General features: G+C 70.2%; 14 protein-coding genes. 5 read left to right on the plus strand and 9 right to left on the minus strand.

Annotated elements, in window-relative coordinates:
- From phaE to VI238_RS09060, 5 genes are all read right to left on the minus strand, one after another.
- A partial coding sequence (gene phaE / locus VI238_RS09040; RefSeq protein ID WP_331650604.1) for a class III poly(R)-hydroxyalkanoic acid synthase subunit PhaE occupies positions 1 to 1,033 on the minus strand: 1,033 nt, incomplete at its 3' end.
- Positions 1,034 to 1,105: 72 nt separating this feature from the next.
- Positions 1,106 to 1,687: a class I SAM-dependent methyltransferase gene (locus VI238_RS09045; RefSeq protein ID WP_331650606.1), complete on the minus strand. Its 582-nt coding sequence runs from the start codon at positions 1,685 to 1,687 to the stop codon at positions 1,106 to 1,108.
- Positions 1,688 to 1,995: 308 nt separating this feature from the next.
- Positions 1,996 to 2,454: a hypothetical protein gene (locus tag VI238_RS09050; protein ID WP_331650608.1), complete on the minus strand. Its 459-nt coding sequence runs from the start codon at positions 2,452 to 2,454 to the stop codon at positions 1,996 to 1,998.
- A 77-nt stretch (positions 2,455 to 2,531) separates the two neighbouring features.
- A complete protein-coding gene (rlmKL, locus tag VI238_RS09055; RefSeq protein ID WP_331650610.1) occupies positions 2,532 to 4,724 on the minus strand; it encodes a bifunctional 23S rRNA (guanine(2069)-N(7))-methyltransferase RlmK/23S rRNA (guanine(2445)-N(2))-methyltransferase RlmL in 2,193 nt (730 codons plus the stop codon).
- Positions 4,724 to 5,236: an alpha/beta hydrolase gene (locus tag VI238_RS09060; RefSeq protein WP_331650611.1), complete on the minus strand. Its 513-nt coding sequence runs from the start codon at positions 5,234 to 5,236 to the stop codon at positions 4,724 to 4,726. Before VI238_RS09060 ends, rlmKL begins: the two co-directional genes overlap by 1 nt.
- A gap of 148 nt (positions 5,237 to 5,384) precedes the next feature.
- On the opposite strand from VI238_RS09060, the gene VI238_RS09065 reads away from it, so the two are divergent.
- The 4 genes from VI238_RS09065 (at position 5,385) to VI238_RS09080 (ending at position 8,348) form a co-directional block, all read left to right on the plus strand.
- Positions 5,385 to 5,954 carry an N-acetylmuramoyl-L-alanine amidase gene (locus tag VI238_RS09065; protein WP_331650613.1) on the plus strand — a complete coding sequence of 190 codons (570 nt, stop codon included), beginning with the start codon at positions 5,385 to 5,387 and terminating at the stop codon, positions 5,952 to 5,954.
- Positions 5,955 to 6,094: 140 nt separating this feature from the next.
- Positions 6,095 to 6,964 carry an acyl-CoA thioesterase II gene (tesB, locus tag VI238_RS09070; protein WP_331650615.1) on the plus strand — a complete coding sequence of 290 codons (870 nt, stop codon included), beginning with the start codon at positions 6,095 to 6,097 and terminating at the stop codon, positions 6,962 to 6,964.
- Between the two features lie 39 nt (positions 6,965 to 7,003).
- Complete coding sequence (locus tag VI238_RS09075; protein WP_331650617.1) at positions 7,004 to 7,390, plus strand: hypothetical protein; 387 nt, start codon at positions 7,004 to 7,006, stop codon at positions 7,388 to 7,390.
- Positions 7,391 to 7,646: 256 nt separating this feature from the next.
- Positions 7,647 to 8,348, plus strand: a complete 702-nt coding sequence (locus tag VI238_RS09080) for an arginyltransferase (RefSeq protein ID WP_414650045.1) — start codon at positions 7,647 to 7,649, stop codon at positions 8,346 to 8,348.
- Between the two features lie 18 nt (positions 8,349 to 8,366).
- Here the strand turns inward: VI238_RS09080 and VI238_RS09085 are convergent, their stop codons facing one another.
- Both VI238_RS09085 and purT read right to left on the minus strand, forming a co-directional pair.
- A complete protein-coding gene (locus VI238_RS09085) occupies positions 8,367 to 8,633 on the minus strand; it encodes a hypothetical protein (RefSeq protein WP_331650621.1) in 267 nt (88 codons plus the stop codon).
- A gap of 78 nt (positions 8,634 to 8,711) precedes the next feature.
- Positions 8,712 to 9,893 (minus strand): formate-dependent phosphoribosylglycinamide formyltransferase, encoded by a 1,182-nt coding sequence (gene purT, locus VI238_RS09090; protein ID WP_331650623.1) that lies wholly within the window; start codon positions 9,891 to 9,893, stop codon positions 8,712 to 8,714.
- A 191-nt stretch (positions 9,894 to 10,084) separates the two neighbouring features.
- On the opposite strand from purT, the gene VI238_RS09095 reads away from it, so the two are divergent.
- Complete coding sequence (locus VI238_RS09095; protein ID WP_331650625.1) at positions 10,085 to 11,530, plus strand: transglutaminase-like domain-containing protein; 1,446 nt, start codon at positions 10,085 to 10,087, stop codon at positions 11,528 to 11,530.
- Here VI238_RS09095 and VI238_RS09100 read toward each other — a convergent pair.
- Both VI238_RS09100 and VI238_RS09105 read right to left on the minus strand, forming a co-directional pair.
- Positions 11,527 to 12,327 (minus strand): GlxA family transcriptional regulator, encoded by an 801-nt coding sequence (locus VI238_RS09100; protein WP_331650627.1) that lies wholly within the window; start codon positions 12,325 to 12,327, stop codon positions 11,527 to 11,529. The genes VI238_RS09095 and VI238_RS09100 overlap by 4 nt on opposite strands.
- An 87-nt stretch (positions 12,328 to 12,414) precedes the next feature.
- Positions 12,415 to 12,537: a hypothetical protein gene (locus VI238_RS09105; protein ID WP_331650628.1), complete on the minus strand. Its 123-nt coding sequence runs from the start codon at positions 12,535 to 12,537 to the stop codon at positions 12,415 to 12,417.
- Between the last annotated feature and the right edge of the window lie 80 nt (positions 12,538 to 12,617).

The following is a 12,617-nucleotide window of genomic DNA, read 5'->3' on the forward strand; positions in this document are numbered from 1 at the left end:
GCCCGGGCGCCGCCGCCCGCGCCGCCTCCGCGATGACCGCGGGGCCTTCGCCGCTCGTCGCGCGCGCACCCCCGATGGCTGCCTTGAGGTCCTCGAACTCGCGACGCAGGGCTGCGAGTTCGTCGGTGAACGCATCGCCGCCCCGCTGCGCGCGGACTTCACGCCGCAGCGCCTGCAGGCGCTCGCCGATGTTGTTGAGCTCGCTGCGCGTCGGCATGCCGAGGTCGGCGCTGAGACGTTCGATCTCCTGGTGGATCTGCGAACGCAGGCGCATCTGCGCGTTGGTCAGCGCACCATAGACGTCGCGGAACTCCTTCGACAACGCGATCTCGGCGTACCCTTCCTCGGCGGCATCGACCCACAGGTCGTACAGCGCACGCAGCGACTCGATCTGCCGGCCGGGCTGCTCGCGCTCGATCAGCTTGCCTTCGAACAATTCGAAGCCGCGCCGCGCGGCCTCGAGCATCTTCGTGTTGTAGCGCGCGAGCTGCTCCTGGTAATCGACCCAGGCCACCGCGCTCTTCTGCTGGTGTTCCTGGTGCTCGCGCAGGTAGCCGAACGCGGGCAGCTGCAGCCACGACTTCAATTCCTCGGCGGGATTCGCGCCGCCCGGCAACGTTCCGAACAGCTTGCCGAGTGCTGCTTGCGCGTTGCCCGCCGTGGCGTGTTCCTTCCACAGGCGCGCGAGGGGATGCTCGAACGACGCCGGGCCGCCGGGCATCGTGAACGCCTGGCGCAACGCGTCGCCCCAGGACGGCACGCCATCCGTCGCGTTCGTGCCCGCGGCGGCAATCAGCGATTGCATGAAAGAGACGTAATTCTTCGCGCCCTCGACGAGACGCTCGATCGTCTCCGCCTGCGCGCCCTTGCCGGGCCCGGCGCCGAATGCGCGCGACCACTGCTCGAATCCGTCGACGCGTCCATGGCCCGCCTGGTTCATGGCATCACGCGCGACCTCGGTCCAGGCGTTGACGGACTGCTGCGACAGTGCCTGCCACTGCTTCATCCAATCGGGGATCGACGATTCGCCCACGGCGCGGCCTCGCAAAGTCTGGGGCCGACATGATACCGCGAGCGTCGCTGCGAATTGACGGCGCCGTGCGCCTCAGGCGCGCGTGTAGACGAACACGAACGCGGGCGGCAGGTTGATCGGGGCGATGCCGCCGCGACGCACCGACAGGCCGAGTTCCTCGAGCAGGTCGCGCGGAATCGGACTCGCCGGCCCGTACGTGAACTGGATCAGGGGTCGGCCCGGGCCGAGCACCGAGAACACGGCGGAAAGAATGCCTTTCTGCACCTCGCGCGGCATCGCGAGGAAACCGAGGCCGCTGATCGCCGCGTCCGCGGCCTCGAACCCGTTGCGCGCCGCGATCGCGGCGAGGTCGCAGGCATTGCCGTGCACGATCCGTGCGTCCGGAAACTGCGCCTGCAACAGCCCGTGCAGTTCTTCGTTGAGCTCGACCACGAGCAGGTCGCGCGCTCGAATGCCGTGCGCGAGCAGCGCACGCGTGAACACGCCCGTGCCCGCGCCGAGTTCGACCACACGCTGCGCACCCACCGGCAGCTGGGCGATCATCGCCTGCGTCAACTGGCGCCCCGACGGCGACAGCGCGGCCATCGCGCGCGGATTGCGCAGCCACTGGCGGAAGAACGTCCATGCGCCCGGAACCTGCCGTTGCGCCGGCATTCCGGTTCGTCTGCTCTGCTCGCTCATGCACGCGTCGTCGGCCATACGTCCGCGCATCATACCTGCGAACCGCCCGAACGAGCCGCCCCGCGTAGCCGACGGCCGCCCTGGACGCGCGCATCGAGCCGGGTCACGTCGTGCTCGGCGAGCCACACGCAGCCGTCACGGCTGCCTCCGCGCAAGCCGCCTTCCGCGCACAAAATAGAAACCCCGCGACGATCAGGGGAAATCGTCGCGGGGCGGAGACACCGGCGGCAGGAAGGGGGAGGGGTGGCCGCCGGCGCTGACTGGTGATCGAGACCTAAGCGTCAATGACGATAGTAGCCGTCCCGGTCGTAGTAGGACGCCCGGTGTCCATAGTCGTCGCGATCGCGGTGACGATGGCCTCCGTCGTGATCACGGCGTCCATGGCCGCCGTAGTAACGGTGCGACGGCCGGTCGTAGTAGCGCACGCTGTAATAACCCGGGTAGTACGACGGCTCGTAGTACGAGGGCGAGTAGTAGTCGGCAGCGTAATAGCTCGGCCCGTAGTACACGGGCGCGTAGTACGAGCCGTAGTAGCCACCGCCGTAGTAGCCGCCGGCGTAGGAGTAGTTTCCGCCCCAGCCGCGCCCGCAATGATGGCAGTCGGAGTAGCCGATGCTGAGTCCCGGCAGGCCGATGCCGATGCCGACGTTCCAGTGGCTGCGCGCAATCGCGGCGGGCGCGAGCGCCATGCCGGCGACGACCAGCACACCCAGGGCGAACGAGCGAACGGACTTGCGCATGACCACACCCTCCTCAGGTACGACTCGCATGCTGCGAGCACACCCCTGAATCGGTCCTGAAATTACTCCACGCCTCGTTAAGAATTCGCTTGCCGCGCGGCAGGCTGTCGCAGTTCGTAACAAACGTGGATGCGGGGGTTGCGCGCGAAGTCGAACGGGATCGTCGAAGGGGTGATGTCGCGCACGACGAATCGTTCCGCGACGGTCGGGTCGAGCGAGAATCGACGCAGGTTGTTCGAGAACACGATGAGACCGTCCGGGGCTAGGCGGTCACCGACGAGGCGCAGCAGTTCGGCATGATCGCGCTGCACGTCGAAATCCTCGGCGCGCTTGGAGTTCGAGAAAGTCGGCGGGTCGACGAAGACGAGATCGTAGCGACCGCGATCGTGGCGCAGCCATGCGAGCACGTCGGCCTGCACCAGCCGATGGCGCGGCCCCTCGTGGCCGTTGAGCGTGAAGTTGCGTGCCGCCCACTCGAGGTAGGTCGCCGAGAGGTCGACGCTCGTCGTCGACGCCGCACCGCCGGCCGCCGCGTACACGCTCGCCGTCGCCGTGTAGCAGAACAGATTGAGGACGTGGCGCCCGCGCGCGAGGTCGCGCAGGCGCGTGCGCACGGGCCGGTGATCGAGGAACAGGCCCGTGTCGAGGTAGTCGAACAGGTTCACGCGAAACCCGAGCCCGCCCTCCTCGACGACGAGGAACTCGCCGCGCTCATCGAAGCGCCCGTACTTGGAACCGCCCTTTCCCTTGTAGCGCGTCTTCAGCGCGATGCGTTCGCGCGGAACCTCGAGCGCGTGTCCGGCGGCATGCACGAGTTCGCGCAGGCGATCGCGCGCGACGTGCTCGGGAATGTCGCGCGGCGGCGCGTACTCCTGCACGTGCAGCCACGTCTGCGGGAACGCTTCGCCGCGCTCGCGCGCGTCGTCGGCACCGACCGCGCGATAGACGTCGATCGCCGCCGCATACTCGGGAATGTCCGCGTCGTACGCGCGCCAGCACGAGATACCCTCGCGCTCCAGGCGCTTGCGCAGGTGGCGCAGGTTCTTGCCGATCCGGTTCGCGACCGCCTGCGCGCCTTCGGCCAGCGGGCGCTCGACACGCTCGCGGGGTGCCGCTTCGGCGAGATCGAACGTGAGCAGGCGGCACTCGAGGGCGCCGTTGTAGAGCACGTAGCGCTTTTCCGCGCGCAGGCCGAGCGCGTGACCGAGTTCGTCGTCGGCGACGATCACGGCGGCGCGCCAGCCGGTGAATGCCTCGCGCAACCGCGCGCCCAGCGCGCGATACAACGTGCCGAGTGCGGCTCGCTCGCCGAGGCGTTCCCCGTACGGCGGGTTCGAGATCACCAAGCCCGGGCGCTCGACGCCGGCCGGGCGACGCAGGTGTTCGGCCGATTGCCGCGCAAGATGGAGGAAGCCGGCGACGCCGGCCGCCTGCGCGTTGCGCTTGGCTTCCTGCAACACGCCCGCGTCGTGATCGTAGCCGTAATACATGGGCTGCAGCGCGCGCAGGCCCGCGGTCGCGCGCGCCTGCGCCTCGTCGAGCAGCGCCTGCCAGGACGTCGCGTCGTGGCCTCGCCAGCCGAGGAAACCCCAGTAGTCGCGCCGCAGCCCGGGCGCGACGTCGGCCGCCATCAAGGCGCCTTCGACGAGCAGCGTGCCTGCGCCGCACATCGGATCGACGAGCGCGCCTCCGCCGGCCGCGATCGCCGGCCAGCCTGCGCGCAGCAGCATGGCGCAGGCGAGGTTCTCCTTGAGCGGTGCCTCGCCCGTGCCCTGCCGCCAGCCGCGTCGATGCAACGGCAGGCCCGCGAGGTCGAGCGCGACGCTCGCGCGTCCCTTGTGTACGCGCACGTTGATGCGGATCGACGGTCGCTCGACGTCGACGTCGGGACGCGCGCCGCTACGTTCGCGGAACTGGTCCACGATCGCGTCCTTGGTGCGAAGCGCGATGAACTGCGTGTGGCGCAACGCGCCGCCGCCGCCGACTGCGTCGATCGCGAACGTGCCGCCCGGCGCGAGATGCCGCGACCAGTCGATCGCCTGCGCGCCCGCGTAGAGCGCGTCGGCATCCGGTGCGTCGAATTCCGCGAGCTGCAGCAGCACGCGGCTCGCCAGGCGCGACCACAGGCACGCGCGGTAGGCGAGCTCGAGCGGTCCGGAGAAGTGCACGCCCGCGAGCGCTTCGCGCGCGTCCTCGGCGCCGAGCGCGCGCAGTTCGTCGCGCAGCAGGTATTCGAGGCCCTTCGGGCAGGTCGCGAACAGCGTCGCCATCAGCCGAGGCCGGCGAGGAAGCGGCGGAACACGTCCGCGCACCAGTCGACGTGCGCGCCGAGGCGATGGTCGTCGCGCACGAGATGGAGCGTCGCGTCGCGCGCGCGCGCGAAATCGATCACCACATCGACGGGGCAGATCTCGTCGTGCCAGCCGTGCACGAGCTCGATCGGCACGTCGGCCGCATCGAACGCGTGGCGGTAACCGGGGATCGCGGTCGGCAGTGCGAGCAGGAACAGGCCGACGTTCGCGCGCCGCAGCGATGCGAGGCCCGAGGTGAATGCACCCATGCTCGATCCGGCAAGGACGACGCGCGCGCCGGGCGGCGCGTGCTCGAGCGCGCGCGCGACGCGCGCATCGATCGCGATCGGATCGCGACCCGCGGCGAGATCGCGATAGTCGGGCCGCACGCTTGCCCAGCCGAGTTCCGCGCAGACCGCGGCCAGCGCGCTCACTTTGGTCGCCTGCGGACCGCTTTCGAGGCCGTGCGAGAGGATGACGGTGCCTTTCATCTGAAAGATCGGGGTCGGACGACGCGACGGGGATTCGCGAAAGCATAGCGGTTCGCCTTGGAACGGCGAAGGATTCCTTCGCCAGCCACGGCGAAAGCCTGTAGCCTTCGCCTCGTCACGAATCATCCGTACCGGACCCGTTCTCCCGATGCCTGCCCTCGCGATCGAAGACTGGCCGCTGCCGTACGAGGAGCGCCTCGCGGCGCGTCCGTCGTCCGCGATCGACCTCGTCGTGATCCATTGCACGGAGCTGCCCGACATGGCGATGGCGCGCGAATTCGGTGAGCGCATCCATTACGCGGGCACCCGGACCGGCAACAGCGGCCACTACTACATCGACCTCGCGGGCAAGGTGTTCCGCTTCGTCGCCGACACGCGCGTGGCGAACCACACCTACGGCTACAACCCGCGCTCGATCGGCATCGAGCTCGTGAACATCGGCCGCTACCCCGACTGGGGCGACAGCCGACACCAGGCGTTCACGGTGCCGTATACGGCCGAACAGATCGCCTCGCTGCGCGCGCTGCTCGCACAGCTGCGCCACGACCATGCGAACCTGCGCTGGATCGCCGGCCACGAGGACCTCGACCGCCGCCTCGAACCGGCGAAGGACGATCCGGCGATCCTGCTGCGCCGACGCCAGGACCCCGGCCCGCTGTTTCCCTGGGACGAGGTCGTGCCGGCGAGCGGCCTGGAACGGTTGAGCGTCGCCCCGTAGGATCGTCCGCGCGCGCCGCGTGCCGTCGTTCGCGCGAGACGTGCACGCCGGCGACCGTTTCGCGGCGGTACGCGCGCCGCGCGTGCCGCCCCGCCACGCCCTGGCCTATACTTCGCCGCCCTGCCGTCTCCGCGCCACCTATGACGCCCGCCGTCGAAGAACTGCTGTCCCTGCTCCAGCTCGAGCGCCTCGAAGACAACCTGTTCCGCGGCGAGAGCCGCGACATCGGCACGCGCTACGTGTTCGGCGGCCAGGTGCTCGGCCAGGCGCTCTCGGCCGCGCAGCAGACCGTCGACGCCGACCGCAACGCGCATTCGCTGCACGCGTACTTCCTGCGCGCAGGCGACATCGAGCATCCGATCGTCTACAACGTGGAGCGCACGCGCGACGGTGGCAGCTTTTCCGTGCGTCGCGTGACCGCGATCCAGCACGGCCAGCCGATCTTCAATTTCTCGGCCTCGTTCCAGGCCGAGGAAAGCGGCGTCGAGCACCAGCTGCCGATGCCGGCAGTGCCCAAGCCCGACGACCTCGAGCCGGTCGAAGCGCTGCCGGCCGACGAGCTCGCCAAGCTGCCGCCCAAGCTGCAGCGCTGGTTCGGGCGCTCCGGGCCGTACGAGTTCCGCCACGTCTATCCGCGCGACGAGCTCAATCCGCCCAAGCGCCCGCCGTTCCAGCAGGTCTGGTTCCGCCTCACCGGGCGCGTGCCCGAGTCGAGCCCGCCGCTGCACCGCGCGCTGCTCGCGTACTCCTCGGACTTCCACCTGATCGGAACGACGATGTTCCCGCATGGGATCTCGTTCCTGCAGCGCAACGTGCAGGTCGCGAGCCTCGACCACGCGATGTGGTTCCACCGCCCGTTCCGCGCCGACGAATGGCTGCTCTATTCGTGCGACAGCCCGACCGCGCAGGGCGCACGCGGGCTCGCGCGCGGGATGATCTACAGCGAGGATGGCCGCCTCGTCGCGTCGACCGCGCAGGAAGGCCTCGTGCGCATCCGCAACGAAGGCTGACGCGCGCCGCCCCGCCGGGCGGACTGCTAGAATCGCCGCATGCGCCAGATCTACACCTCGCCGCGAATGGAGAACATCGAGCGCGTCGTCGCGCTGATGGCCGAGCACGGCATCAAGACGACGATTGCGAACCGGCGCGCCTACCAGGGCGCGGACTGGAAGCGCTTCAGTTACACCGCGAAGGCCGACCGCGACAGCTGGCCGCAGGTGTCGGTCGTGCGTTCGGAGGACCAGACCCTCGCACGCAAGGTCCTGCGCGACGCCGGACTGGAACCGGCGACGCGCTTCGCCGACGAGTTGGCCGCCGCGCGCGGCATCGGCAGTCCCGCCCAGCACAATCGCGCCTCGATGCGCATCAAGCTCGTCATCCTCGCGCTGATCGCCGGCGTCGCGGTGCTCATCGCGCTGAGCGTGCTGCGGCACTAGACGGCCGCGTGCCGTTCGCGCTCCCGCGCGGCGGCGAATGCCGGCTCGCCGCGGTGCGGTACGACGGCCCCTCGCCCGGGATCGCCGCGCACGCACCCGTACCCCCAGTCGAGGGAAGCCGGTCGCGCGGACCGCACGGATGCCCCTGGAGGCGCCGATCGACGCCCTCGCTCGCCGAGGTCGGCTGGCCATAACGCCGTCGGGCCGGCTCGCGTGGCAACAGGCAGGCCGCTTCGATCCGGCTAGAATGGCCATCATGCGCTCGGACGTCGTCCGCCTGTTCCAGACCCTGCCGCACCCGTGCGGCTATTACGCCTCGCGCACCGCGCAGAACATCGTCATCGACCCCAGCGCGCCGCAGCTGCCGCAGATCTACGACATCGCGGTGCAGCGCGGGTATCGGCGTGCGGGCGGCCACGTCTATCACCCGCAGTGCAACGGCTGCCGCGCCTGCGTCGCGTGCCGCGTGCCGGTCGAGCGCTTCCGGCCGGACCGGTCGCAGAGGCGTTGCCTCGCGCGCAACGCCGACCTCGGCGTACGCGTGACGCCGGCCAACTACACCGACGAATACTTCGCACTGTACCGCCGCTACCTGCGCGCGCGCCATCCCGACGGCGGCATGGACGACGCCCGCCCGGAGGATTTCGCTCGCTTCCTGTACACGGGCTGGAGCCCGACGCGCTTCATCGAAGTGCGCGAGCGCGACCGCCTCGTCGGCATCGCCGTCACCGACTTCTGCGCGGCGGGACTGTCGGCGGTGTACACGTTCTTCGATCCCGACAGCGACGCGCGCAGCCTTGGCACGTTCGCGATCCTCACCCAGTTGCGCATAGCGCGCGCGGAGGCTCTGCCGCACGTCTACCTCGGCTTCTGGATCGAGGGACACCCGAAGATGGACTACAAGTCGCGTTATCGTCCGCTCGAAGTGCTGCGCGAAGGCATCTGGACCGATCTTTGAGGCGCGCAGGCGCCGCGATCAGACGAACCCGATCTCATGCTCGCCGTGCATCGACATGACGAGCTTGACCATCGACGTCGGGACCATGATTTCGAGTTCGAGTCCCTCGCCCTTCGGCCCCTTGCCGACGAGCGTCATCTCGAACAGCGCGCCGGAGGCGTCGATCTCGCTGCAGACGATGTGCGCGCCGCCGGGCATGTCGCGCAGGTACGGCTTGATCGGATCGCCGAGGGCCTCGATCGCCTGCGGGTAGAGGAAGACGGCGTAGTTCTTGGGATCGGTCATGTGCGGGTCCGGATGACGGCGGCGCTGGCCGCCGTGCGGCGCGGCCTGCCTTGCGAGGCTGGAGGAAGGTTCGTGGTTTCAGGGTTCGACGCGCAGATGCGACGCCGCGCGCACGGCCTTGGCGACCGCGGCGTCGACGTCGACGTCCCGCGCGAGCGTGACGCCCATGCGACGCTGGCCGCGCACCTGCGGCTTGCCGAACAGGCGCAGCGTCGTGTCCGGCTCGGCGAGCGCTTCGGCGACGCCGTGGTAGCGCGGCCGGTCGCCGTCGCCGCTGCACAGCACCGCGCACGACGCCGATGGCCCGAGCTGGCGAATCGCGGGCACCGGAAGGCCGAGGATCGCGCGCGCATGCAGCGCGAACTCCGACAGGTCCTGCGAGACGAGGGTCACGAGGCCGGTGTCGTGCGGGCGCGGACTGACTTCTGAAAAGATCACCGCGTCGCCCTTGACGAAGAACTCGACGCCGAACACGCCGTAGCCACCGAGCGCACCGGTGATCGCGGCTGCCTGGCGCTGCGCCTCGGCGAGCGCCTTCGCGCTCATCGGCTGGGGCTGCCACGACTCGCGATAATCGCCGTGTTCCTGACGGTGGCCGATCGGCGCACAGAAACTCGTGCCGCCCGCATGGCGCACGGTGAGCTGGGTGATCTCGTAGTCGAAGTCGACGAACCCTTCGACGATGCAGCGCCCCTTGCCCGCACGACCGCCCGACTGCGCGTACTCCCAGGCGGCATCGACCTCGGCCTCGCTGCGCACCGTGCTCTGCCCCTTGCCCGAGCTGCTCATCACGGGCTTGATCACGAACGGCAGCCCGATTGCCGCGAGCGCATCGCGGTAGTCCGCGTGCGTATCGACGAAGCGGTAGCGCGAGGTCGGCAGGCCGAGTTCCTCGGCTGCGAGGCGGCGGATGCCTTCGCGATCCATCGTGAGCCACGCCGCACGCGCCGTCGGGATCACCCGCAGCCCTTCCTGCTCGAGTTCGACCAGGGTCGGCGTGTGGATCGCCTCGATCTCCGGCACCACGAGGTCGGGCCGCTCGAGGTCGATCACGCGGCGCAGCGCGGCGCCATCGAGCATGTCGATCACGTGCGAGCGGTGGGCGACCTGCATCGCGGGCGCGTTCGAGTAACGGTCGACCGCGATCACTTCGACGGCGAACCGCTGCAGTTCGATCGCAACCTCCTTGCCGAGTTCGCCCGAGCCGAGCAGGAGCACGCGGATGGCAGTGTCGGTGTGCGGAGTACCGAAGGGCTTCATGCGCGGATCCACGGCGGCGGGTCGCAGATTCTAGGCGATGGTACGCGCAAGTCCATCCCGGCGGCGGCGACCGGACGCGCGCTCGCAGCACCATCGGTCCGCGCAGCGCCGCGCGCCCCTGCGGGGCTCCCGGCCGATTGCGACGCGCGTGCTTCGGGCACACTAGGCGCTCGCTCCTGCCGGAATCGCCGATGCGCCGCACCCTGCCCCTGCTCGCCCTGCCGTTCATGATCCTGCCGATCGTCGCACTCGCGGCGCCGCCCGAGGACCAGTGGTTCACGGTGCTGCTCGACGGCCGCAAGATCGGCTCGTTCGAGGCGAAGCGCGAAGTGCGCGACCGCACCGTGCACACGACCCAGACGCTCGAAATCGAACTCGAGCGCGCGGGCGTGAAGGTCGCCCTCGGCAGCAGCGAGAGCGCGACCGAGACCATCGACGGCAAACCTGTCGCGTTCTCGAGCACGTCGCGCCTTTCCGGCAGCGAAACGCGCATCGAAGGCCGCGTGCGCGACGGCACGGTCGAGCTCGACACGACCACGGGCGGAGCGCCACAGCATCGACGGATGGACTGGCCCGCGCATGCGCTGCTGCCCGAAGGCCTGCGCCTGGCCGGCCTGCGCGCGGGACTCGTCGCGGGAACGCGTTACCACGCACTCGCGTTCCAGCCGTCGAGCCTCGACGCCGCCGAAATCACGAGCACGGTCGCGCCGCCCGAGCGGGTCGACCTGCCGGGTGGCGCACGCACGCTGCATCCGGTCGACCAGGTCCTCGCATTCCCGGGCGCGCCGATGAAGACGCGTGCGTGGGTCGATGCCGACCAGACCGTGCACAAGCTGACCCTGCCGATGATGGGCGTGGAACTCATCCTGCTCGCCTGCGATCGCGCCTGCGCGACCGCACCGAACCAGGGCAGCGACGTATTCTCGCGCACGCTGATGCCGTCGCCGCGCCCGCTGCGCATCGAAGAGCTCGCGGGCACGATGCGCTACACGCTCGCTTCGCCTCGCAACGAATCGGCGCTCGCCCTGCCGGACACCGACGAACAGAGCGTCGTCGCGCGCGGCACCGAGCGCATCGTCACGGTTCGTCGAGACGCGCAGGCGCGCAAGGGCGAGAAGCCGGCTGCCGAGGACTACAAGCCGAACGACTGGCTGCAGAGCGAAGCGCCCGAGATCGTCCAGCTCGCCAGGCAGGCGGCCGGCGACGCGACGACGCCGCTCGAACGCATGCGGCGCGTCGAGACATTCGTGCGCGGCTTCATCCGCAGCAAGACGCTCGACGTCGGCTACGCGTCCGCACTCGAAGTCGCGCGCAAACCCGAGGGCGACTGCACCGAACACGCACTCCTCGTCGCCGCGCTCGGCCGTGCGCTCGGCATCGCGACTCGCGTCGTCGACGGCCTCGCGTATGCGCCCGGCTTCGCCGGCAAGGACCAGGTCTTCGTGCCACACGCGTGGGCGCAGGCGTGGGTGGACGGCCGCTGGCGGAGTTTCGACGCGGCGTTGCCCGGATTCGATGCCGGCCACATCGCGCTCGGCATCGGCGACGGCGATCCCTGGCGCTTCTACGCGGGCCTCGACCTGCTCGGCCGGGTCGAACTGCGCGAGGCGCAGTCGGCCACGGCACAGCAGCGCTAGCCGCGCGCTCGCCCGCCGCCGCGCGGCGCGGCGACGGCGGACGTCGCGCGCATGCCCCCTGGCGTCGTCCCCGCGGCCCTGCGCAAGAGCCGGCGCAGCGCCGTCGCGTCCTGGTAGCCGACCGCGGCAGCGACACGATCGATGCTGAGCCGGCTGTTCTGCAGCAGGCTGCGCGCGCGATGCAACCGGATGCTGGAAACGAGCGCGATCGTGCCCATGCCCGTCGCGTGCCGCACGCGGCGCGCGAGCGTGCGCTCCGACACGCACAATTCGCGCGCGAGCTCGCTGACCGAAGGAACGTCCGGCAGCGCGGTCTCCACGCGACGGCTCAGTCGCGCGACGAGCGCGTCGCCGCTCGCGAGCATCGCCGGCACGACGAACTGGGCCTGCTCGCCGCGCTCGTGCAGCAGCAGCACACGCGACACGCCGTCGGCGATGCGCGCTCCGAAACGCGCGCGCAGCAGGTGCAGCACGAGGTCCGACTGCGCGAACGCGGCGCCCGCAGTGAGTACGGGACCATCGACGCAGAGGATGCGGCTCGCTTCCACGCGCACGTCCGAGGCGATCCGCGCGAGCTCGGGGGCGAGCCACCACGTCGTCGTCGCATGGCGCCCGGCGAGCACTCCGGCCGCGTGCAGCAGGAACACCGCCGAGCACGATGCCGCGACCTGCCCGCCCCCGGCGACGTGCGCGGCGATCGCACGGATCGCCCGGCGGCAGTCGTCCGCCTCGAGGCGCGCATGCAGTTCGCGCGCGTCGGCGACCCAGATACCCGGCACGAGCAACACGGTGCGCACCGGCGTGCGTCGGGCGGGCAACCGGACCGTTTCGGCGACGATGCCGCCCTGCAACGGCAGGCGCCCGCCTGCGATAGAGCAGAGACTCTACGTCGGTGCAGCATCGTCGTTGCGCGCGGCGAGCAACGCTGCCGCCGCGAGGATGTCGCGCGTCATCGACACGCCACTCGGGTTGGCGCCTTCGAGCAGCAGCAGTTCGAAATCCTTCATGTCCGAATCCGCCCGGAAGATGTCTTTTCAGACACTACCATGCGTCGCCGCGGCTCGCTCAAATGGACACTGCACGCAAC

This window comes from Dokdonella sp. (assembly GCF_036518555.1).
Taxonomy (GTDB): domain Bacteria; phylum Pseudomonadota; class Gammaproteobacteria; order Xanthomonadales; family Rhodanobacteraceae; genus Dokdonella_A.